Annotated in this window: 23 protein-coding genes and 2 pseudogenes; 9 read left to right on the top strand and 16 right to left on the bottom strand. The window is 43.3% G+C overall.

Going from position 1 to position 20,145, the window contains the following annotated elements; genetic code table 11:
- The first annotated feature begins 2 nt into the window (after nucleotides 1-2).
- Nucleotides 3-719: a ribonuclease PH gene (gene rph / locus EO763_RS21330; RefSeq protein ID WP_102117023.1), complete on the top strand. Its 717-nt coding sequence runs from the start codon at nucleotides 3-5 to the stop codon at nucleotides 717-719.
- 57 nt (nucleotides 720-776) lie between these two features.
- On the top strand, nucleotides 777-1,418 hold the full coding sequence (gene pyrE, locus EO763_RS21325; protein WP_161530136.1) for an orotate phosphoribosyltransferase: 642 nt from the start codon (nucleotides 777-779) through the stop codon (nucleotides 1,416-1,418).
- A gap of 59 nt (nucleotides 1,419-1,477) precedes the next feature.
- On the opposite strand, the gene slmA is transcribed toward pyrE, so the two are convergent.
- From slmA to coaBC, 3 genes are all read right to left on the bottom strand, one after another.
- Nucleotides 1,478-2,074 (bottom strand): nucleoid occlusion factor SlmA, encoded by a 597-nt coding sequence (gene slmA, locus EO763_RS21320; protein ID WP_005967978.1) that lies wholly within the window; start codon nucleotides 2,072-2,074, stop codon nucleotides 1,478-1,480.
- Nucleotides 2,075-2,197: 123 nt separating this feature from the next.
- The gene (dut, locus tag EO763_RS21315; RefSeq protein ID WP_010285710.1) at nucleotides 2,198-2,656 is read right to left on the bottom strand and encodes a dUTP diphosphatase; all 459 of its coding nucleotides are present in this window, start codon (nucleotides 2,654-2,656) and stop codon (nucleotides 2,198-2,200) included.
- On the bottom strand, nucleotides 2,634-3,911 hold the full coding sequence (coaBC, locus tag EO763_RS21310) for a bifunctional phosphopantothenoylcysteine decarboxylase/phosphopantothenate--cysteine ligase CoaBC (RefSeq protein WP_161530135.1): 1,278 nt from the start codon (nucleotides 3,909-3,911) through the stop codon (nucleotides 2,634-2,636). Before coaBC ends, dut begins: the two co-directional genes overlap by 23 nt.
- 153 nt (nucleotides 3,912-4,064) lie before the next feature.
- Between coaBC and radC the strand changes: the two genes are divergently transcribed.
- From radC to EO763_RS21280, 6 genes are all read left to right on the top strand, one after another.
- The gene (gene radC, locus EO763_RS21305) at nucleotides 4,065-4,730 is read left to right on the top strand and encodes a RadC family protein (protein WP_161530134.1); all 666 of its coding nucleotides are present in this window, start codon (nucleotides 4,065-4,067) and stop codon (nucleotides 4,728-4,730) included.
- A 237-nt stretch (nucleotides 4,731-4,967) separates the two neighbouring features.
- Complete coding sequence (rpmB, locus tag EO763_RS21300) at nucleotides 4,968-5,204, top strand: 50S ribosomal protein L28 (protein WP_039278630.1); 237 nt, start codon at nucleotides 4,968-4,970, stop codon at nucleotides 5,202-5,204.
- A gap of 11 nt (nucleotides 5,205-5,215) precedes the next feature.
- On the top strand, nucleotides 5,216-5,383 hold the full coding sequence (rpmG, locus tag EO763_RS21295; protein WP_002208990.1) for a 50S ribosomal protein L33: 168 nt from the start codon (nucleotides 5,216-5,218) through the stop codon (nucleotides 5,381-5,383).
- Between the two features lie 136 nt (nucleotides 5,384-5,519).
- Nucleotides 5,520-6,893 (top strand): DUF6880 family protein, encoded by a 1,374-nt coding sequence (locus tag EO763_RS21290; RefSeq protein WP_161530133.1) that lies wholly within the window; start codon nucleotides 5,520-5,522, stop codon nucleotides 6,891-6,893.
- 25 nt (nucleotides 6,894-6,918) lie between these two features.
- Entirely contained in the window at nucleotides 6,919-7,728 is an 810-nt protein-coding gene (gene mutM, locus EO763_RS21285) for a bifunctional DNA-formamidopyrimidine glycosylase/DNA-(apurinic or apyrimidinic site) lyase (protein ID WP_161530132.1), read from the top strand.
- Nucleotides 7,729-7,785: 57 nt separating this feature from the next.
- Nucleotides 7,786-8,775, top strand: coding sequence for a glycosyltransferase (locus tag EO763_RS21280; RefSeq protein WP_161530131.1), 990 nt, complete (start codon nucleotides 7,786-7,788; stop codon nucleotides 8,773-8,775).
- 5 nt (nucleotides 8,776-8,780) lie between these two features.
- Here EO763_RS21280 and coaD read toward each other — a convergent pair whose 3' ends face one another.
- From coaD to EO763_RS23330, 4 genes and pseudogenes are all read right to left on the bottom strand, one after another.
- Nucleotides 8,781-9,269 (bottom strand): pantetheine-phosphate adenylyltransferase, encoded by a 489-nt coding sequence (gene coaD, locus EO763_RS21275; RefSeq protein ID WP_161530454.1) that lies wholly within the window; start codon nucleotides 9,267-9,269, stop codon nucleotides 8,781-8,783.
- A 39-nt stretch (nucleotides 9,270-9,308) separates the two neighbouring features.
- A complete protein-coding gene (gene waaA / locus EO763_RS21270; RefSeq protein WP_039483094.1) occupies nucleotides 9,309-10,586 on the bottom strand; it encodes a lipid IV(A) 3-deoxy-D-manno-octulosonic acid transferase in 1,278 nt (425 codons plus the stop codon).
- A gap of 72 nt (nucleotides 10,587-10,658) precedes the next feature.
- Nucleotides 10,659-10,963, bottom strand: a pseudogene (locus EO763_RS21265) (ATP-binding protein); the annotation flags it as partial.
- 22 nt (nucleotides 10,964-10,985) lie between these two features.
- Nucleotides 10,986-11,159, bottom strand: coding sequence for a hypothetical protein (locus tag EO763_RS23330; RefSeq protein ID WP_167521828.1), 174 nt, complete (start codon nucleotides 11,157-11,159; stop codon nucleotides 10,986-10,988).
- Between the two features lie 136 nt (nucleotides 11,160-11,295).
- On the opposite strand from EO763_RS23330, the pseudogene EO763_RS21260 reads away from it, so the two are divergent.
- A pseudogene (locus EO763_RS21260) lies at nucleotides 11,296-11,642 on the top strand (IS1 family transposase); the annotation flags it as partial.
- A gap of 29 nt (nucleotides 11,643-11,671) precedes the next feature.
- Here the strand turns inward: EO763_RS21260 and EO763_RS21255 are convergent.
- From EO763_RS21255 to EO763_RS21215, 9 genes are all read right to left on the bottom strand, one after another.
- Complete coding sequence (locus tag EO763_RS21255) at nucleotides 11,672-12,784, bottom strand: DegT/DnrJ/EryC1/StrS family aminotransferase (protein WP_161530130.1); 1,113 nt, start codon at nucleotides 12,782-12,784, stop codon at nucleotides 11,672-11,674.
- Between the two features lie 17 nt (nucleotides 12,785-12,801).
- The gene (locus tag EO763_RS21250; RefSeq protein ID WP_161530129.1) at nucleotides 12,802-13,335 is read right to left on the bottom strand and encodes a GNAT family N-acetyltransferase; all 534 of its coding nucleotides are present in this window, start codon (nucleotides 13,333-13,335) and stop codon (nucleotides 12,802-12,804) included.
- Nucleotides 13,325-13,732 carry a sugar 3,4-ketoisomerase gene (locus EO763_RS21245; RefSeq protein WP_161530128.1) on the bottom strand — a complete coding sequence of 136 codons (408 nt, stop codon included), beginning with the start codon at nucleotides 13,730-13,732 and terminating at the stop codon, nucleotides 13,325-13,327. The genes EO763_RS21250 and EO763_RS21245 overlap by 11 nt, the downstream gene beginning before the upstream one ends.
- A 249-nt stretch (nucleotides 13,733-13,981) precedes the next feature.
- Entirely contained in the window at nucleotides 13,982-15,469 is a 1,488-nt protein-coding gene (locus tag EO763_RS21240; RefSeq protein WP_161530127.1) for a hypothetical protein, read from the bottom strand.
- Between the two features lie 169 nt (nucleotides 15,470-15,638).
- Complete coding sequence (locus tag EO763_RS21235) at nucleotides 15,639-17,114, bottom strand: glucosyltransferase domain-containing protein (protein ID WP_161530126.1); 1,476 nt, start codon at nucleotides 17,112-17,114, stop codon at nucleotides 15,639-15,641.
- Nucleotides 17,114-18,031: a glycosyltransferase family 2 protein gene (locus tag EO763_RS21230; RefSeq protein ID WP_161530125.1), complete on the bottom strand. Its 918-nt coding sequence runs from the start codon at nucleotides 18,029-18,031 to the stop codon at nucleotides 17,114-17,116. The genes EO763_RS21235 and EO763_RS21230 overlap by 1 nt, the downstream gene beginning before the upstream one ends.
- Nucleotides 18,028-18,315 (bottom strand): GtrA family protein, encoded by a 288-nt coding sequence (locus EO763_RS21225; RefSeq protein ID WP_341874936.1) that lies wholly within the window; start codon nucleotides 18,313-18,315, stop codon nucleotides 18,028-18,030. Before EO763_RS21225 ends, EO763_RS21230 begins: the two co-directional genes overlap by 4 nt.
- Nucleotides 18,316-18,425: 110 nt before the next feature.
- Entirely contained in the window at nucleotides 18,426-19,211 is a 786-nt protein-coding gene (locus EO763_RS21220) for a hypothetical protein (protein WP_161530123.1), read from the bottom strand.
- Between the two features lie 145 nt (nucleotides 19,212-19,356).
- Nucleotides 19,357-20,130, bottom strand: coding sequence for a glycosyltransferase family 2 protein (locus tag EO763_RS21215; protein WP_161530122.1), 774 nt, complete (start codon nucleotides 20,128-20,130; stop codon nucleotides 19,357-19,359).
- Nucleotides 20,131-20,145: the final 15 nt, after the last annotated feature.

Here is a 20,145-nt window from a genome sequence, read left to right as displayed (position 1 = left end):
CCATGCGCCCAACAGGCCGAAGTGCACAGCAAGTACGCCCCCTTACATTCACCCGTCATTACACGAAACACGCTGAAGGTTCCGTTTTAGTCGAATTTGGCGATACCAAAGTGTTATGCAATGCCACGGTAGAAGAGGGTGTTCCGCGCTTTCTGAAAGGCCAGGGGCAAGGATGGGTCACCGCCGAATACGGTATGCTGCCGCGTGCGACGCACAGCCGTAACGCCCGTGAAGCCGCTAAAGGCAAGCAGGGCGGGCGGACGCTGGAGATTCAGCGCCTGATTGCACGTTCCCTGCGTGCGGCAATCGACCTGAAAGTGCTCGGCGAATACACCATTACGCTCGACTGCGATGTCTTGCAGGCGGATGGCGGCACGCGTACGGCGTCCATCACCGGTGCCTGCGTGGCGCTGGCCGATGCGCTGAACCAGATGGTTGCCAAGGGTAAGCTGAAAAAGAACCCGATGAAAGGCATGATCGCCGCCGTTTCCGTCGGCATCGTGAACGGCGAAGCGCTGTGCGATCTGGAATACGTGGAAGATTCCGCTGCGGAAACCGACATGAATGTGGTCATGACCGAAGACGGCCGCATGATTGAAGTGCAAGGGACGGCCGAAGGCGAGCCGTTCAGCCATGAAGAATTGCTCACCCTGCTGGCGCTAGCCCGAGGGGGAATTGATACCATCGTTCAGGCGCAGAAAGCGGCCTTAATCGATTGATTTTATAAGCGACCAATTGGTCGCTTTTTTTATATCTGAAGACGAGGAGATGCAGTAATGAAAGCCTACCAGCGCCAGTTTATTGAGTTTGCACTCAGCAAGCAGGTATTGAAGTTCGGCGAGTTCACCCTGAAATCCGGGCGTATCAGTCCCTATTTCTTCAACGCTGGGCTGTTTAATACCGGGCGCGATCTGGCCTTACTGGGGCGTTTTTATGCAGAAGCGCTGGTGGATTCCGGCGTAGCATTTGATTTGCTGTTCGGACCGGCTTACAAAGGCATTCCGATAGCCACGACCACTGCGGTGGCGCTGGCAGAACACCACGATCGCGACCTGCCGTACTGCTTCAACCGCAAAGAAGCTAAAGATCACGGCGAGGGCGGTAGCCTGGTCGGTAGCCCTTTACAGGGCCGCGTGATGCTGGTGGACGACGTGATTACGGCCGGTACCGCGATTCGCGAATCGATGGAGATCATCGGTACACACGGCGCGACGTTGGCCGGTGTGATGATTGCGCTGGATCGTCAGGAACGCGGCCGCGCCGAACTATCCGCGATTCAGGAAGTGGAACGCGACTATCAGTGCACGGTGATTTCGATTATCACGCTAACGGATTTGATTGCTTATCTGGCGGAAAAACCAGAGATGGCAGCGCATCTGGATGCGGTGAAAGCCTATCGTGAGCAGTACGGGATTTAACGTGTGAGTCAGGAACCCGCCAGAAATATCTGGCGGGTTTTAATATCTCAGGGCGGCGTTTAGTTCAATTGTGCAGCTAGCAGCGGCCAACGGGTGTCGAATTCCTGCGTCGGACGATAGCGGAATTCAGAGCGAATGAAGCGCGACAGCATCCCTTCGCAAAACGCTAGCAGCTGGCTAGCCAGCAGCGTTTCATCATGCTGAAAACCTTTGCCATCGCGTAGCTTGTGCTCGCGCAACACCTGACGCAACTGTGATTCAATACGCTCAAACAGCTGGTTAATACGCCCCTGCAAGCGATCCTGTTCAAACATCAGCGCGTGGCCAGTCATGATGCGAGTCAGACCCGGGTTCCGTTCCGCAAACCCTAAAATAAGCAGCAAAATCAGACGAAGACGATTAAACGTTTCTTTTTCGTCTTGCAGAATCAGGTTAATGCGGGTGGTCAGACTATCCTCAATAAATTCAATCAGGCTATCAAACATCCGCGTTTTACTGGGGAAATGCCGGTAGAGCGCCGCTTCGGACACGCCGACGTTCGCAGCTAATTTTGCCGTGGTGATACGTTGGCTACCGTCGCTGGATTCCAGCATCTGCGCCAGCGCCTGCAAAATTTCCTCGCGGCGATTCCTTTTCGTATTTTCTTTTTCTGCCATGTCTGAAAAGACCCTTGCTAAATATTTGACTGACAAGCACCCGTTAGCGCCACAGTCGCCATTCCTGTTTGAGTCGGCGCTGTGGCTTATAGGAATTTTTACACTATGGGTGGCTGGATCGCGTTAGCTACGGCCGGAGTGGCCGAAGCCGCCTTCTCCACGTTCGCTGCCGACAAAATCTTCGACCAGATTGAATTCGGCCTGAACGACGGGCACAAAAACCATCTGTGCGATACGCTCGCCCGGTTCAACCGTAAACGTTTGTTGACCACGGTTCCAGACGGAAACCATCAACTGTCCCTGATAGTCCGAATCAATCAGCCCCACCAGATTCCCCAGCACCACGCCGTGCTTATGGCCCAGCCCGGAGCGGGGCAGGATAACCGCCGCCAGCCCGGTATCGGCAATGTGAATCGCCAGCCCGGTTGGGATCAGGGTTGTTTCGCCTGCTTTGAGTTCAATTGCCTGATCCAGACAGGCACGCAGATCGAGCCCAGCAGAACCCGGAGTGGCATAGGTTGGTAACGGAAATTGCTGTCCAACGCGTGGGTCAACAATCTTAACGTCGATTTTTTTCATCATAACGGCTGATAATCTCGTCGATTAATTTTTGGCCAAGTAGACGCTTGTCGCACTGCGGTAACGGCGTGTCACCACCTTGCCAAAAAAGGTGTAACGCATTGGTTTCACTGTTAAAACCATGCCCGGAAAGAGAGACGTTGTTCGCGCAAATCAGATCCAGCTTTTTACGCGCCAATTTTTGTCGGGCGTATTCTTCCACATTCTGGGTTTCGGCAGCAAACCCGACAACATAAGGACGATTTTTCGTCATGGCTGCGACACCGGCGATAATATCTGGATTTTTGACCAGAGTGAGAGTCATTTCATCGCCCTGCTGATTCTGTTTTTTAATCTTCTCATCAGCGATGTGTTTAGCACGATAATCTGCAACCGCAGCACAACCGATCACAATATGCTGCTGAGCCGCATGCTCCATCACCGTGTGCTCCATCTCCAACGCGCTGCTGACATCAATACGCATGACGCCCTGCGGTGTGGCAAGTGAGACAGGGCCACTTACCAGTGTAACCTTAGCGCCACGAGCGGCAGCGGCCTGCGCGATAGCAAAGCCCATTTTCCCAGAGCTGTGGTTGGTAATAAAGCGAACTGGGTCCAGCGCTTCTCTCGTTGGCCCAGCGGTGACCAGAATGTTCAGATGTTGCAGATCGTTGATGGCAGAAAAATGACGCTGCGCCAGCCCAACAATGTCCATCGGGTCGATCATGCGGCCTGGCCCAATATCGCCACACGCCTGACTGCCGCTATCCGGCCCCCAGATCGGTAAACCTCGGGCGACCAGCGTGCGCAGGTTGTCCTGCGTGGGCTCTGCGCGATACATCTGCTGATTCATCGCAGGGACAACGGCGATAGGGGCGGATGTTGCCAGACAGATCGTGGTCAGCAGGTCATTCGCCATGCCAGCAGCGACTCGTGCGATCAGATCGGCAGTCGCTGGGGCGAGAATGACTAAATCAGCCCATTTCCCCAACTCGATGTGGCCCATTGAAGCTTCCGCCGCGGGGTCGAGCAGGTCGTCTGATACTGGGTAGCCGGAGACAGCTTGCAGCGTCAGCGGAGTGATGAAAGCTTTAGCGGCAGAAGTCATGACAACTCGTACGTCAGCTCCGCCATCGCGTAGACGTCGCACCAGTTCCGGGCACTTATACGCGGCGATGCCGCCGCTGATACCCAGCACGATTCGTTTGCCGGAGAGTGCATTCAGGCTGGAAAATTCCGTCATCATCATGGTCCGATTGAAAGTCAGAAGATGCGCCATTTTACCATAACCTTGAGGCCAGATAGGAATCTTAAGGTTGCTGCTGCGGTTTTCCGAAGAAGATTGCGAAGCGCTTCGCAGCTTTTTATCGCAGATATCGTCCTGTTTTTTCTGGCGTGACATGATGCCGTCGAGCGGTACAGGGAGAGGCTGATGGGCTGGGAAAAGGGATTGGCACCGCGTGAAAAACTGGTGCGCTTAGGGGCGGAATCGCTGACGGATGCCGAACTGTTGGCGATTTTTTTACGCACAGGGTTACCCGGCGTGCATGTGATGCAGTTGGCAGAGGGCTTGTTGGCGCACTTCGGGTCACTCTATCAACTGATGATGGCCGATCAGTCAGCGTTTCAGAATGCTAAAGGCGTGGGGATATCAAAATATACGCAGATCAAGGCGATCTCAGAGCTGTCGCGGCGGCTGTTTTTCTCTCGTCTGGCGAAAGAAGATGCCATGCTAAACCCAGAAGCGACGGGGCAATATTTGCAATTTCTCTTGTCTCGACGTGAACGCGAGGTCTTTTTAGTCCTGTTTTTAGACAATCAGCATCACGTTATTCGCCATCAGGAGATGTTTGTTGGTACGATTAACAGCGTGGAAGTCCACCCACGTGAAATTGTGCGTGAAGCGCTAAAGGTGAATGCTGCAGCGCTGATTCTGGCGCATAATCATCCGTCGGGAAAAGCGGAGCCGAGTCAGGCTGACCGTGCGATAACCGAACAGATTGTCAAAGCGTGCCTGTTATTGGAGATCCGCGTGCTCGATCATTTAGTCATTGGGCAGGGTGAATATGTTTCTTTTGCCGAGCGCGGCTGGATTTGACAGATATTTCCGCGATCCAATGGGATCTTTAGCTGTTCGGGACTTGAGCACTTACGCTTCAGAGCGTATACTACGCCACCTTTGAGAATCTTGGGTGTGGCGTTAAGAGCCTATCTCAGCAGGTTTATCCTGATGACAGAGTCTTTTCAGTGAAGTTGCTGAGATGGGCTCTAAAGCCTGACGAGGCGGCCAAACCCTATACGAAGCTCGAGCTGATTTGATTTTTGGAGAATAGACATGTCCCGAGTCTGCCAAGTTACTGGCAAGCGTCCGGTGGCCGGTAATAACCGTTCCCACGCAATGAATGCGACCAAACGCCGTTTTCTGCCGAACCTGCACTCACACCGTTTTTGGGTTGAAGGTGAAAAACGCTTTGTAACGCTGCGCGTATCTGCGAAAGGTATGCGTGTTATCGACAAGAAGGGTATTGAGACGGTTTTGGCCGATCTACGTGCCCGTGGTGAAAAGTATTAAGGAACTGAATCATGGCTAAAGGTGTTCGCGAGAAGATCAAGCTGGTTTCTTCTGCTGGTACTGGTCACTTCTATACCACTACGAAGAACAAGCGTACTAAGCCGGAAAAATTGGAACTGAAGAAATTCGATCCAGTTGTCCGTCAGCACGTACTCTACAAAGAAGCTAAAATTAAGTAATTTCTGCTTCTTGATGAAAACCCAGCCTTGGCTGGGTTTTTTTTGAACTTATTTTCTAATTATTCCTCTTGTATCCCTTTTTGCATTATGCCAATTTTCTGGGCTCTGGCTTCTACAACCATCCGGTAATGAAAATATGGGCTCGACATTGCACCAGCTTTTGTTAGCGACACCACAGACGCAACTCTTACTTTTGATCGAAGCGATTTATGGTTTAGATCCAAAGGTAGACCAGCGTATTGAAGCGCTGTTGTATCGGCAGGATACGGTGAAGCAGGAAAAATTGCTGAAAGAACGTATTGCATCTATTGCTCGTGGTAAACGATTTATTGATTATTATCAGAGCCATGGCTTTGCTATGGAGCTTGAGGCGCTGGTTGGTGATATCGGCTATCTGATCGACGACGCACCGAAAAAAGCATTTGCACTGATTGATGCACTGATGTCCACGCATGCTCGTGTTTATGAGCGAGCGGATGATTCCGATGGAGCTATTGGTGATGCATATGCGGCGGCGCTTTCGGTATGGGTTAAGGCAGCCAGCCAGTGGCGAGCACAAGGTGGAAAGACGTGGAATTGGCCTGATGAGGTAAGAAAACGGCATGATGAGAACGATTATGCCGTGTGGGATGATTTGATTGCACAAAGTGGCACGTTACTTACCGAGCCAGAGTTGCGGCAACTGGCGCAGGACTTTGAACGTGAATATGCTGCCGCCTTGGTCTCTGCACCGCAAAAGAAATATAACTTTCGTGCTGCGCATGCCACTCTCGGTATTTCTGGGGTGGCACAAGTTCTGAAAGATGTCACGCTCTTTGAGCGCGCTACACTTTTAGGCTCTCCAAATCCTAATGAATTGCAAAAGCTCCACATTGTGGAATTCTGCCTGTCGATCAATGAAGCGCAGTCGGCGCTGAAGTGGCTATCGGAACCTTTCCAGCATTACGCCGAGGACAAACGGCAGGCATTGCTGGATAAAGCCTACGTTCAGCTTGGCGATCAAGACACACTCCTTGCGTTACGGCGCGAGGCCTATCGGCAACGTCCTGATTATACTCGGCTACAAGCACTGGTTGCAGTCTTGCAAGATGAGACGGAACGAGAAACGTTACAGAATCAGGCGGCTACCCATGCGTTGGCGATGGAAGATGTTGAATCCAGAATTGATACGTTATTGGCACTGAATGATTATGGGCAAGCATCAGCACAACTGCTTGCCCATTGGGAATCACTCAATGTCTTCTTCGGCGTATTGTTGGGGTGGGCAGAGCAATTTCATGATGCAGAATACCCTTTAGCTGAAGTAGTTTGCTATCGTCTGCTACTCGACGATATTTTATCTTCTGGCCGGAGTAAGGCATACGACCATGCAGCAAATTATTATCGTCAGTTGGATAAGTTGGCTTCTCGGATAACAAGCCATGCACCACTATTGGAATGGGCGGATTATCAGGAACAGCTAAAACAGCAGCATGGCCGAAAATATTCATTTTGGCAGCGTTTGCAATAATTGAGAGACTCCCCAGAGAGAGAATATGCCCGAATTACCTGAGGTTGAAACCAGTCGTCGGGGTATTTCCCCTTATCTCGTTGGTCACACCATCCTTTATGCGGAAGTGAGGAACACGCGCCTGCGCTGGCCGGTATCGGCTGAGATCCTTTCACTGAGCGATGAGCCAGTCGTAAGCGTGCGCCGGCGGGCAAAATATCTGCTGATTGAGCTTACCCGCGGCTGGCTTATTGTGCATCTCGGCATGTCTGGCAGCCTGCGGGTGTTGCCGGAATATAGCGAGCCGGAGAAGCACGATCATATTGATTTGGTGATGGACAGCGGTAAGGTGCTGCGTTATACCGACCCTCGGCGCTTTGGTGCCTGGCTGTGGACGGATAATCTGGAAACCTGCTCGGTATTGGCGCATCTCGGGCCAGAACCGTTAGAGGCGGAATTCTCTGCAGATTATCTTTATCAGGCTTCACGCGGTAAAAAGACGGCAATCAAACAGTGGATTATGGATAACAAAGTCGTCGTCGGCGTAGGCAATATTTACGCGAGCGAATCGCTGTTTGCGGCGGGTATCCATCCTGACAGAACGGCCGGATCGTTAAATGAAAACGATGCAGCTATATTGGTTCGTGTGATTAAACAGGTGCTACAGCTTTCGATTGAGCAGGGAGGTACGACGCTGCGTGACTTTTTGCAATCAGATGGCAAACCCGGTTATTTCGCGCAGGAGCTGCGAGTCTATGGCCGCAACGGTGAACCTTGTCGGACATGCGGAACGCCGATAGAAACCGCGAAGCATGGGCAGCGCAGCACATTTTTCTGTCGCCGCTGTCAGAAGTAATCCTATTTTTCTTTTTTAGTTTTTATAGCCTAAATATAAAAATTTTCAGAGGGCATTATGAGTCGTGTGGATATTAGCGTCATTGTTCCTATATATAACTGCGAAGAGTACATTGATCCTCTTTTTTCGTCATTGCTTGCTCAGGATAATGTCTCTTTTGAAATTATTGCGGTCAATGATGGTTCCACCGATGGCAGCCTTGTGAAATTGAATGAGATAGGAAAATCGGTTACGAATTTGGTTATTGTAAACCAAGAAAATAAAGGGTTATCTGAAGCGAGAAATACAGGAATTCGGCATGCGAATGGAGAGTGGATTGCATTTGTTGATGGCGATGATTGGTTGGAAAAAGACACGCTATCGACATGGTTTGGAAAAGCTGAGGAGCAACGCCTCGATCTCTTGATAGGTAATGGTTTCAAGTTTCATGAAAACCCAGAACAAGAAATAAAAGAACCTATTCAGACGAAACAGTCATGGGGTGAGGTAATCAGCGGCGATGAATGGATTATTCGTGGTGTAAAACATAACGAATGGTGCCACTTTGCCTGGTTGCAGCTCATACGCCGCGATATTATCTCATTGAATAAATTAAACTTTATTCCAGATATGATGCATGAAGATATTCTGTGGACGGCAAATTTAGCGCTGGTAGCCAAGCGAGTCGGTTTCTGTGAAAAAATGAGTTATGGCTATCGCGTTGGTAATACGCATTCGATCACAAAGTCATCATCAATTGAGAAAATAGCCCGCAGAGCAAACAGCTATATTGATATCATGCAGGGGCTGATTTCTCTCGCGACTCAGAACAAAGATAACGTTACTTTAAATAAAGCGTTAATTCGTCATGCTAATCGAGAGAGTCGCCATCTTTTTGGGCTTTTGCGTAAAAAAATATCATCGCCTGATGTTCGGCAGCAGCTAGCTAGAAAATTTATCGTGACGGGCATTGGCGGAAATTTATTCAAGGGAATGACGTCATTTAATGATTTTTGGTATGCCCTGCGTTTTTATTTTACGGTTTATCTATATTCAAAGAAAAAATAATTCCTCTACATCTTTTTTGATAGCTTGTCCTGTAAGGCACTAACGATGGCATCGGGTAAGAAATGTGATACGTCACCGCCGTGGCGAGCCACTTCCTTAACCAAAGAAGATGAAATAAACGACCACTCTTCCGATGGCATCAGGAAAACGCTTTCAAGTGTGGGCATCAGGTGGTGATTCATTTTTGCGAGCTGGAGTTCATATTCGAAATCGGCAACGGCTCGCAAACCACGCACAAGAATATTGGCGTTTTGTTGCTGTACGAAGTGCACCATGAGATCGCTGAAACCGACCACTTCGACGTTCGGTAAATGCTGCGTCGCACCCTTCGCCAGCGCGACGCGTTCATCCAATGTGAAAAGCGTATGCTTGCTCGGGCTGGCAGCGATGGCCAGCACCACCTGATCGAACAGTCGTGATGCGCGCGTCAGCAGATCCAAATGCCCATGGGTTAATGGATCGAACGTTCCAGGATAAATCGCTTTGGTTGTCATCACGTCAGCCCTTCATTCACTGTATAGGTAGCCACTGCTTTACTGTGTCCGCTGGGGCAAATAAGGTTCCAGTAGCGTTAGCAGCATCTGTAGTGCGCCCTGATTTTGGTGTAACACTTCCACGGCGTGTCGACCATAGTAAAGACGATAATCTTCGTCAGCGAGCAGTTTCCCGACTTCTTTTCCAAGTGAGTCTGCATCGGTCACGGTAATCAGCCCGTCGGCCTGATCGAGTTTGTTGCAGATGTCTTTGAAATTGAACGTGTGTGGCCCCATCAATACCGGAATAGCATGCGCTGCCGCTTCTAGCGGATTATGTCCGCCTCGTTCAACCAAGCTTCCACCAACAAAAGCCAGATCGGCAATGCCGTATAACAGCATCAGTTCGCCCATGGTGTCCCCAATGACGACCTGCGTGTTTGCAGGAGGCTGTTCACCGCTGCTGCGTAGCGTGTAGGTGAACCCCAGATTTTCTGCCAGCATTTGCGTGGTGGAGAAACGTTCTGGGTGGCGAGGCACCAGAATCAGTAATAAGTCAGGGTAGGTGTCGAGCAGCTGTCGATGAGCGGCCAGAACGACCGCTTCTTCGCCCTCGTGCGTACTGGTGGCGATCCATACTGGGCGACGTGGTGCCCATTGTCGACGTAATGTAATGGCTCTAGCCGCCAGTTCCGGCGTCACGGAGATATCAAATTTGAGGCTGCCGGTTACTTTCAGGTTTGAGCGCTTCAGGCCAAGATCGATAAATCTGTCTCCGTCTTCCTGATTCTGTGCGGCAACGAGGGTAATTCGCCGCAAGATATGGCGCATTAGCTTCCCGATCTTTTTGTAACCCGCTGCGGAGCGTTCTGACAGCCGGGCATTCGCAATGACCAGCGGAATTTCGCGTTTATGCAGTTCCGCAATCAGATTTGGCCACAGTTCGGTTTCCATAATGATGACGATTTTTGGACGAACCTGGTCAAAAAAGCGCTTCAGAGCACAGGGCAAATCATAAGGCAGGTAAACGTGATAGACCGTGTCGCCAAATGCTGAACGCACGCGCTCGGAGCCGGTTGGCGTCATGGTTGTTACCGTGATCGGCAGATTGGGGTAACGATGGCGTAGTGCTCTCACTAAGGGAATAGCGGCCAGTGTTTCACCCACCGACACCGAATGCAGCATGATGCCGTCTGGCTTGACCTTCTCTGCACAAAAACCGTAGCGTTCACCCCAGCGTCGACGATAGGCCGGAGCCTTACGGCCACGAAGCCACAGGCGAAGCCAAATCAACGGTTGGATGAGATACAGGATGATGGTGTAGAGAGTTTGTAACATAAGATCTACTGTTATCGGTTATCGCTGGGGTGATTTTATCGGGTTAGTGAGGATAAGGCTATTTGTAAAACGGATGTCGTTTTCTTTGCGCTCGACGAACACCAGCTCGGCCAGTTCTCGGATGACCCGCTGGTCGATACCTGGCTGGAAGCTGAAGTCGAACTGCTCCAGCGTTTTTATCCAGGGTAGCCGGGCCTGTTTAAGCTGGGATTCCAGTGCCTTATGCCGTCGGCCATTCCATTCATGGCTCAGTACCCGAACCAGGGTTTCCCGTGCGCGTTAAGTTCTTCCTTTATGGCCTGCTCCAGTAATTTGTCCACCGCGTCCGTCAGGTGCTCCATCTCCAGTCGCACCATCAGTTCTGTCAGTTCGTTCATCACAGCAATTCCTCATAATCGCTCAACGCACGCTGTGCCACCCAGCAGGTTTGCTGCCATAGAGGTCGGTGACGCGCGGCAACGGTCTGCCAGCTTCTTTTTCAGTGAGATGTCGTCGAACCGTGCGCTCGGAACATCCGATGTGGTGAGCAATGTCGATAATATGTGCGTCGTGAATACGTATCTGCTTTATCATGAGAAGCCCCCCCTGCTTAACATGTGGCTTCTCCGTCTGGTGTAGGAACCTTAAGACAAGCCCATGTTGGGTGGAGTGAACAAAATTCATGGTGATTTGCGGTCTTATATCAGTGTTGCTGACATTGTAGGAAAAAAAAGCGCGACAACACTGGCTCTGGTACGCGTATGACACAAAATATGGCGGAGTACTGGCTTACACGTTTGGCCCACGAACGGACGAAACCTGTCAGGAATGACTGTCACTGCCCGTCCTTTTAGTATCTGCATGATAACCAGCGATGAGTGGGGTTATCATGCCAGAGAAGTGCCAAAGGAGAAGCATCTGACAGGCAAAATCTTCACGCAACGTATTGAGCGTAACAACCTGACATTGAGGATGCGTATTAAACGTCTGGCTCTGAAAACTATCTGTTGCTCACGCTCGATTGAATTGCATGAAAAAGCCATCGGAGGGTTCATTGAAAAACACATGTTCTACTAATTGGAGTCATTATCGTTGTGAGAGTAATTTTACCCCTGATACTCATTTATTGCCGTAATAACAGCTTGTACTTCTATATCAGACAGTGTTGGCCCTATAGGTAAACTTAATACTTTATTATGAATGGACTCTGTAATCGGTAAAGTCCCTTCTTTTAGACCTAATTCACGATAAGCTTGTTGAAGATGTGGAGGCGTGGGGTAATGAATTAATGTCTGAATCCCTTTATCTAAAAGAAATTCTTGTAATTTATCTCGGTTATCACATTGGATCACAAAAAGGTGCCATACATGTTCACTGGAAAAATCTGGTAAGTGAGGTAATGAAATTAAGTTGTTCATAATGTCAGTACAATATTTTTTAGCTATTTGCTGTCTTCTGCTATTGTTCTCATCTAAGTATTTTAATTTTATAGTTAAAAAAGCAGCTTGAAGTTCATCAAGTCTGCTATTTACACCTTGATAAAGATTTTCATATTTTTTATGTGAACCGTAGTTTCTCAGTGCTTTTAACGCATCTGCCAATTCATCATTGTTGGTTGTAATAGCACCAGCATCACCTAGTGCACCAAGGTTCTTCCCTGGATAAAAACTGAAACCAGCTGCATCTCCCCATGATCCTGCCTTCTTACCATTGAGCACTGCACCATGAGCTTGGGCACAATCTTCAAGAACAAGAAGATTGTGTTCTTTGGCAATGGCCATAATTTCATCCATAGGGCTGATTTGACCATAAAGATGCACAGGCAAAATAGCTTTAGTCTTTGGCGTAATTGCTGCTTTTATCGTATCAGGTAAGAGATTGTAGGTTACAGGACTGGGTTCAACTAATACAGGGACTAAATCATTCTCAGTAATGGCAAGTACAGATGCAATGTAAGTATTTGCTTGAACAATGATTTCATCGCCTTTTCTTAACCACCCTAATTCCTTCCATGCTCTGATTGTTAAAGTGAGTGCATCTAATCCATTCGCTACTCCAATACAATGCTTTGTTTCACAGTATTCTGAGAATTTTTCTTCGAAATTATAAAGCTCTTGACCTGCAATATACCACCCGGATTTTAATACTCTCAAGAAATTTTCAGTTAACTCCGTTTCATGCGGGGAATTAACCTCTTTAAGGTTTAAAAAATCAATCATTTTAGTCTCCAAAAAATTCATAAAAAATTTTTATATTTTTCTTTTAATTTCAAAAAAGCTTCGTGTGTATAAACAAAAAATAAATCTATGTCGTTTTCAGTTACTAACTGCGCACCACTTTTTTTATGAAAATCAATAACGCGAATATTGTTTTTTCTGACATCAAAATGACATTTTTTAAAACCAAGATGCATAAATCCAACTTCATAGACCAATAAAGCACTTTCTATTGCAGCAGATCGTGTTTTATTTTCGTTCAAAATCCAGCTTCCCCAACAAAAAGACTCCTTATGATTTATAAAATCATACAGCCTGACTGTCCCAATAGGCAGTTTGGAATCATTTCTCATAATAATATAATAATATTCGAGATTGTTATTTTCTTTTATTTTATAGTTGGTTAACCATTTTTTTTGGCTTTCTATATCCCCATCAACTAATGATATATATTTATTTAATTTATCATTAACGCGGAGTTGAAATATAAATTCAGCATCACTAGTTGTAGCTAACCTTAAGGAAATTGTCTTGCTTGATATATCAGACACCATGTGTTGTTTCTCCTGACTTGAATTTGCTATATTCTCTGATGTAGTCGGACTCATCATAAATCTGATCGGCTAGCACCATTAATACGCAGTCATCGGTAAAATCATACATTTCTCGCCAAATACATGAATCAATAAGAAGTCCTTGAGCTGGGTTATCTAATAATAACTCTACCTTTTCAGTGCCATCATCAAGTAAGAAACGACAAGAGCCACGAACGGCAATTGCTATTTGTTTTAATGATTTATGGGCATGAAATCCTCTTCTGACACCCTCTTTAGTTTTAAATAAATAATATACACGTTTAATTTCAAATGGAATATTTTTACCTTGTTCTAGTGCAACTAATGCACCACGGTCGTCACCGTGTGTTTGTAACTGTATTATTTTTACTTGCATAAATTTATTCCAATATTATTTAATAACATGTTTTAAATATTGCGCATACTTAAAACTTATCTCAATAGGATTTTTTCTGGCAATGAGTCTATAGCGCAGGGGAAGCACGCTTCATAGTCCTCGAACCTTTTCATCATAAACTAACTTTCGATGAAAGCGATTCGTTCCGTCTGTCTACTCTTTTATTTTTATAAATATTAATATAAAGCTATATGAAGTTGGCTTACATTTACTTTAATGGTATTCACTTTAGCGAGAGTGTTTATATTCTAAACAGGATTTTATTAATTTATCAAAGGGCTTTTTTACGGTTTTTTTATAAATTAAATATGAAATCTTATTGGCTTTCTCTTTGAATGTAAGATATTTAAAGCAAATTGGTGCTATATTGTTTTTACTACGTATTGATATAGGAAAGTCCATTATTTTTTCCTTCTCAAGGAAACTGATATCGCCTGACCATGAAAGATGCTTATTACAAAGGTTTTCAGCATAGATATTATTTGTTAGGGCATCAATAAATCTATTTTTTATAGACTCTTGAGCGTTTATTTCTTTCAGTACTTGATATGTTTCATCTATTTCTTCTGATGTGCTCATGTATTCAAACATATCTTTTATGTTTTTTTTCTTAAGGCGTTCTACAGGAGAGTACCCTTGCAGAGGGCTAGTCAGACCGATGCATTTTTTCCCATAAATAAATTGTTCAGGAAAAGCCGTAGCTCCGGGGAGTGGGTGGCTATCTATATAGACGGATGCATTTTCTGTTATCTGCAAAAAAATATCATGTGGAATACTTGCCATCAGTTTTAAACGTTTTGTATATTTTATTTTTTCCACTATCCACCAAGGATCATTAACAATATCGCACCCTATTACATAAAATGTAGATTGAGGATAGTTTTTCATTACGAATGATATTATTTCTTTAAATGAGATTTCTTTATTTTTATTAAATTTATAAGACGTGCCTGAAGTGAAAAAACTATCACCATCCTGTATTCTTTTAGATTTATTGAGTATGCTTTTTGATGCATTCCCCATGTCTAGTGGTATGCCAAGGAATGATTTTTTAGCATGTAACTCTCTTTTATCGTCTATTCTTTGGCCGAGCGAACTAATTTCAAACCAAACATCTGCGACACTCACCCCATAACTGAACGTATGATCTGAATGGTTTACAAAATAAATTGTTAAATTATCGTTTATTTTTTTCGCTAAAGCACAGGAGATAACAGTGTGAATATCGTCTGGGTGAATATTTAGTATTAATTTTTTATATTGACTAAGCGATTTAGCAACCTCAAAAATACGATTAATACCATCAGGAAATTCATCCTCTGTATATGAAATTACATTTTTGAAATATTGCTTCATTCTAATTTTTTCATCATAGCCAGATTTTCTTGTAATAATCAAATCTGGTTTGTCATCTAGATATGACGAAATACGCTCCATTAACCTCGTGTGACCACCACTGAGATAAGGTTGGGAAATAACAAATAAATTTTCATGAGTACTTACTGGTGAAATTTCTTTCATTATTACTGTATCTATTTCGTTAATATACCTGTTGGATAGTGAATTCTCAATCTCGGTTAAGCTATAAACTCCAATGTTGTTATTAGACAAGATTTCACCGAGAATTTTCGCGTCAATTAAAGATTCATTTAAGGATTTACCATTTATAACAGTATCTATCAATTCTTTTAACTGACGTTTGCTGTTTTTTAACATAACCATTTTCTCTTTGGTGATATACTTATTCGGAGATGAAGTACTGATAATTATTTTATATGTGTAACACAGTACTCAACAAAGAGTGCATGAATGCCTCTTCATTATTTTCTATAAATTAATACGATGATGTTAAGTTTTTTAGATGGTCTATTATTAGGGAGGTTTTTTAAAAATGAGCGCAGAGGTTATTTTTTTCTTTAAAAAAAACCAAATAATAATCATCACTTTTATAGATCGAATAAAAATAATTATCTCGTAAAGGCATTGGGTTTTTCTGGCACAAAAGCTCTATTATTTCTTTAGGATCACCGTCCCAAAGCTGAACTGTATTTTTATGTCCATAAGCAAGGAGAAGCGGACGAGCAATCCAAGGTTCAAGAGGACTAAGAATCTTACCTATAATTGGTTGATGAGAACTAATTACTTCAGATACTGGAGATAAGCCCACGCTTCCTGCAACATAGATTGGTTGCGAGGTGATTTTTAAGTTACTCAAATCATAAGATATATATGATATTATTTCTTTTTCATACTCGCGCTGCGCTTTTAAAGCGTTTGCGAATTGAAATGAAATCACGCATGCTATAAAAAGAAAAATTCCTGTTGGAACAAATCTTCCTCTTTGATGGATATATTTTGTTATGCCCACGACAAAAAAGAAAGGAACTGCTGAAAACCCAACCAATACTCTGACATCAGTAATTTTTTCTACTAATAAAAATGATACACCTGTTGTTGAAAAAAATAAAAGGAACGGTATAGACACTAAGCATGTAACTATTTTAATAAAATAAGATTTATCTTTTTTACTAAAAATATAAATCTTATATACGTTCTGCATGGACAATAATAAAAATAAAATCAGTAATATGCAGGCTATCCATTTTATATAACCAGTATAAAGTAGTTTTAGTATTCCCCATGTTTGATAAAAAATTATTTCAAGGGATAGTATAACGTCTGAAAAAGGAATAATACTTGCCCGCCCGCCACCTATATTTCCTAGCTTTATTTTTTCAAATATATAATAAATAACATAAGATGTGATGAAAACTGCGCTATCTTTTAATAAAGACTGGAATTTGGATTCATCTGTATTTTTGATATTAAAAGCAATGTGCGTGGCGATTAACCCCAAAAATATATTAACGCAAGGTTGATATATAGTAAGGGATAGAAATAATAAAAATATAGGTTTTAATTTGTATTTATTATCTTTATTTTTCGATAAATAAAATGCAAGCACTGATAGTGCTAACGAAATAATCATCCCTGCACTATCAAAACGATAGGCCAGATTTTGAAGGAATAAAGGACTAACAAATAGTAAAGGTAGCGTTATTTTAGCATATACAGAGTCTATAGATAGATTCTTATTTATTATAAATGTAAGTGTATAGCACATTATTGCGATAGAGACTATGTACCCTAATGGATAAGAGTCAATATTTGATCTGCTTAAATAAAATATATGGGCTATAAGGTCTGCACCTTGTCTACCTGCCCATCCCCACGGCCCGTCACCGGTGACAACTCGAAACGCATCATCCCTATAATAAACGCCTGTTAGCATTATTGGCAATGAGAAAATTATACATGAAACCCATATAAATATATTTATATTTTTCGTTTCTTTTTCCATTAGCCTTTCTTCCTTAATAAATAGCGGGGGCGCCTTTTGGTTTCTATGTATACACGGCCTATATATTCACCAAGAACACCTATTCCAATTAATTGGACACCTCCGAAGAATAAAATAGAAACGAGTAATGAAGGATAGCCAGGCACGGGGTTACCAAGAGTTATCGTCTCAATAATCATCCATATGCCGTAGATGAATGATAAAAGAGCAATAACTGAGCCAATATAAGTCCATATACGTAGAGGTAGTGTCGAAAAACTTGTAATTCCTTCTAGAGCAAGGTTCCAAAGCTTCCAGCCATTAAATTTCGTTTTTCCCGCTATGCGCTCAGCTCTAGAATATTCAATGATTTCCGTTTTACCGCCAACCCATGAAAGAACCCCTTTCATGAAAAGGTTTCTCTCTGGCATTTCTCTTATATGTTCAACTATTTCCCTTGACATTAAACGAAAATCGCCGACATTTTCTTCTATTTGAGGGGCGCTAATTTTGTTTTGAAGTTTATAAAATAGCTCTGCTGTTCTTCGCTTAAAATATCCATCAATGGAACGATCGGAACGTTTTGCTAACACTACATCTGAGCCTGATTGCCATTTTTCTATCATCAGAGGAATAATTTCTATTGGATCTTGTAAATCCACATCAATCGGGATGATAGCATCACCTGTTGCATGCTCTAGCCCTGCAAATAGCGCAAATTCTTTGCCAAAATTTCTTGTGAAAGATAGAGGTATAACTAAAGGATCTGTTAGCGATAGCGTGTCTATTATATATTCAGTAGAGTCTCTACTGCCATCATTAATGAAAATCATTTCAACATCGTATTGCTTAAATTCTCCGAAATTACGTACCGTTTTATAGAAAATGGGAATGGCTTCCTCTTCATTGAAAACAGGTATGACTAGCGATATTTTCATTTCCCTTCCCTAAATATCACATATTTTGAAAATATAAACCCAAGTATTAGGCTTATTCCTGAAAACACAATTAATGTTATTAATGGATATATTTCATAGTAATCTGAAATACTTCCGCAAATAAAACTTACCATTCCGGTAAAAATGACGAAAGCTGTATATTTTATTGTTGTTGGCTTGACTTTAAAAGTGAATCTTGCATTTGCAAAAAAAGAAAAAGTCACTGCCATTATAAATGAAATTAAATTACTCGATGCTTGATTAAAAGAGAAAACATAAAGCATTATATAAAATGCAACCCAGTGAATTATTGTGTTAATAACACCAATTGTCATATATTTATAGAATAAACTAATCATTTTTTCTTTATTTAAGTGATTTTTATATTTACTGATTACTTTTTTAAATTTAACTTTCTTGCAACTCGTTTAAATTCACGTGATATTTTTCCAATAATACTTTTCTTGCTTAAATACTTAGATACATACCTATCATGGCTTTCATTTGATGCCCTGATAATATATTTTCTGTAATCAATTTCTCCTTCGCTTGAGATGATATCATTAGACATTTCAATGAAGCAGTCTATGAGATCTTTGTTTCTTGACTCAAAAAGATGAAGATAGCTATGTTCGTAAATAGTAAATAAACCACAGATGTATTTTTCTCCAATTAACCATTTTGGGACTGCTACATCTGAGGGGTAAACGAATTCAGGTAGGTGTCCCGCTTGTTGTGCCGCATCAGTTAGACGGCCTCCAACATCAAATTCATCATCTGCTTGTAATGATGGCTTTCCTGCATCTCTCCAAGTTTTACCCGTTAGAGAAAGAAACATTGGTCCAGCATAAATATAATGATAATCAATATGGTTCGCTGATTGAGCACAGCCAAATACTTTTCCATTACGTGCAGATATTATGGCTTTTTTAACTGCATTTGAGTTTAGCGGGATACAATCAATATCAACAATGATAATAACATCTTCATCTGCTGCAGCATTAAAAATTCCCTCCATCCATATACCATGATCCATCCCGTGATAGTTGTGTTGCTCAATTTTGAAACCGAATTTTTCAAAAACCTCTCGTTGAGCATTAACTAGCTGTAAATCGACATTGTTCCAATAAAGAGTAAATATTCGAACATTAGAATTATCGAAAGAATTTAACTCATTCATACCTACGGCCTTATGTTAAATTTAAATAGGAATATTTCATTCTCTAGAAATGTAATTAAATAACATATTCCATCAACGCTATTATAAGAATTAATTTACAACTCTATTCTTCTATATTCGTAGAATGAATGGTTTTTTATTAACTCTATGTATTATCTTTTTGTAGAGACCACAATTCCGTATATTTATTAAAAGTATACTGAGAGTTCACTATGGCTAGTAGCAATCCTTGTTTTCCATCTAAAAAACCAGCCCTAAATATCCATGTTTTAAGAAATGCAAAGGCTGTATGAATGAATATGTCTGAATAGCGGCACCGTTTCCCTCGACTGTGTCGTTCTTCTGCCCATGCCAAAGCGTAATGTAGTTGTTTTTTCTGGAAGCTTGAGAACTCACGGCATGTTAAATGCAATAAGTCACCTGATAACTTTTTAAGGGATGCACTACCATAATTTAGAGATTCATGTACAGTATTATCGTTATAAGTAAAACAGTTGTTGGCATAGAAGCGAATGACATTATCTGGGTACCATCCACTGTGGCGCATAAATCGGCCAAGGAAGAGATTCCTTCTAGCACAAAAATATACATTTCTATTATCAATGTCAGGCTTGGCTAGTATTTTTTCAAGAGAATTGCGTAATTCAGGTGTCACTCTCTCATCTGTATCTATCACGAAAATATAATCGCCGTTGGCATAGCGTTGAGCTTTTTGCCTCTGTTTTCCATATCCTGGCCAGTCATTTGTATGATAGACTCGGGCACCATAATTTTCAGCGATCTCTACAGTATTATCGGTACTTCCTGAGTCAACAATAATTATTTCATCTGCCCATTCTACTGAGCGCAAGCATTCTTCAAGAAGTTCGGATGCGTTTTTTGCAATAATAACAATAGATAATTTATTTCGGATTCCCATTATTTATTGCCTTTA

Source organism: Pectobacterium odoriferum (genome assembly GCF_009931295.1).
Taxonomy (GTDB): domain Bacteria; phylum Pseudomonadota; class Gammaproteobacteria; order Enterobacterales; family Enterobacteriaceae; genus Pectobacterium; species Pectobacterium odoriferum.
Note: the sequence above shows the minus strand (reverse complement) of the source record. Positions and strands in the feature narration are given on the sequence as shown.

What these genes read in the sequence shown, in the direction of transcription:
- rph (WP_102117023.1), top strand. Translation starts at nt 3, where the DNA reads ATGCGCCCAACAGGCCGAAGTGCACAGCAAGTACGCCCCCTTACATTC.
- pyrE (WP_161530136.1), top strand. Translation starts at nt 777, where the DNA reads ATGAAAGCCTACCAGCGCCAGTTTATTGAGTTTGCACTCAGCAAGCAG.
- slmA (WP_005967978.1), bottom strand. Translation starts at nt 2,074, where the DNA reads ATGGCAGAAAAAGAAAATACGAAAAGGAATCGCCGCGAGGAAATTTTG.
- dut (WP_010285710.1), bottom strand. Translation starts at nt 2,656, where the DNA reads ATGATGAAAAAAATCGACGTTAAGATTGTTGACCCACGCGTTGGACAG.
- coaBC (WP_161530135.1), bottom strand. Translation starts at nt 3,911, where the DNA reads ATGGCGCATCTTCTGACTTTCAATCGGACCATGATGATGACGGAATTT.
- radC (WP_161530134.1), top strand. Translation starts at nt 4,065, where the DNA reads ATGGGCTGGGAAAAGGGATTGGCACCGCGTGAAAAACTGGTGCGCTTA.
- rpmB (WP_039278630.1), top strand. Translation starts at nt 4,968, where the DNA reads ATGTCCCGAGTCTGCCAAGTTACTGGCAAGCGTCCGGTGGCCGGTAAT.
- rpmG (WP_002208990.1), top strand. Translation starts at nt 5,216, where the DNA reads ATGGCTAAAGGTGTTCGCGAGAAGATCAAGCTGGTTTCTTCTGCTGGT.
- EO763_RS21290 (WP_161530133.1), top strand. Translation starts at nt 5,520, where the DNA reads ATGGGCTCGACATTGCACCAGCTTTTGTTAGCGACACCACAGACGCAA.
- mutM (WP_161530132.1), top strand. Translation starts at nt 6,919, where the DNA reads ATGCCCGAATTACCTGAGGTTGAAACCAGTCGTCGGGGTATTTCCCCT.
- EO763_RS21280 (WP_161530131.1), top strand. Translation starts at nt 7,786, where the DNA reads ATGAGTCGTGTGGATATTAGCGTCATTGTTCCTATATATAACTGCGAA.
- coaD (WP_161530454.1), bottom strand. Translation starts at nt 9,269, where the DNA reads ATGACAACCAAAGCGATTTATCCTGGAACGTTCGATCCATTAACCCAT.
- waaA (WP_039483094.1), bottom strand. Translation starts at nt 10,586, where the DNA reads ATGTTACAAACTCTCTACACCATCATCCTGTATCTCATCCAACCGTTG.
- EO763_RS23330 (WP_167521828.1), bottom strand. Translation starts at nt 11,159, where the DNA reads ATGATAAAGCAGATACGTATTCACGACGCACATATTATCGACATTGCT.
- EO763_RS21255 (WP_161530130.1), bottom strand. Translation starts at nt 12,784, where the DNA reads ATGATTGATTTTTTAAACCTTAAAGAGGTTAATTCCCCGCATGAAACG.
- EO763_RS21250 (WP_161530129.1), bottom strand. Translation starts at nt 13,335, where the DNA reads ATGGTGTCTGATATATCAAGCAAGACAATTTCCTTAAGGTTAGCTACA.
- EO763_RS21245 (WP_161530128.1), bottom strand. Translation starts at nt 13,732, where the DNA reads ATGCAAGTAAAAATAATACAGTTACAAACACACGGTGACGACCGTGGT.
- EO763_RS21240 (WP_161530127.1), bottom strand. Translation starts at nt 15,469, where the DNA reads ATGTTAAAAAACAGCAAACGTCAGTTAAAAGAATTGATAGATACTGTT.
- EO763_RS21235 (WP_161530126.1), bottom strand. Translation starts at nt 17,114, where the DNA reads ATGGAAAAAGAAACGAAAAATATAAATATATTTATATGGGTTTCATGT.
- EO763_RS21230 (WP_161530125.1), bottom strand. Translation starts at nt 18,031, where the DNA reads ATGAAAATATCGCTAGTCATACCTGTTTTCAATGAAGAGGAAGCCATT.
- EO763_RS21225 (WP_341874936.1), bottom strand. Translation starts at nt 18,315, where the DNA reads ATGCTTTATGTTTTCTCTTTTAATCAAGCATCGAGTAATTTAATTTCA.
- EO763_RS21220 (WP_161530123.1), bottom strand. Translation starts at nt 19,211, where the DNA reads ATGAATGAGTTAAATTCTTTCGATAATTCTAATGTTCGAATATTTACT.
- EO763_RS21215 (WP_161530122.1), bottom strand. Translation starts at nt 20,130, where the DNA reads ATGGGAATCCGAAATAAATTATCTATTGTTATTATTGCAAAAAACGCA.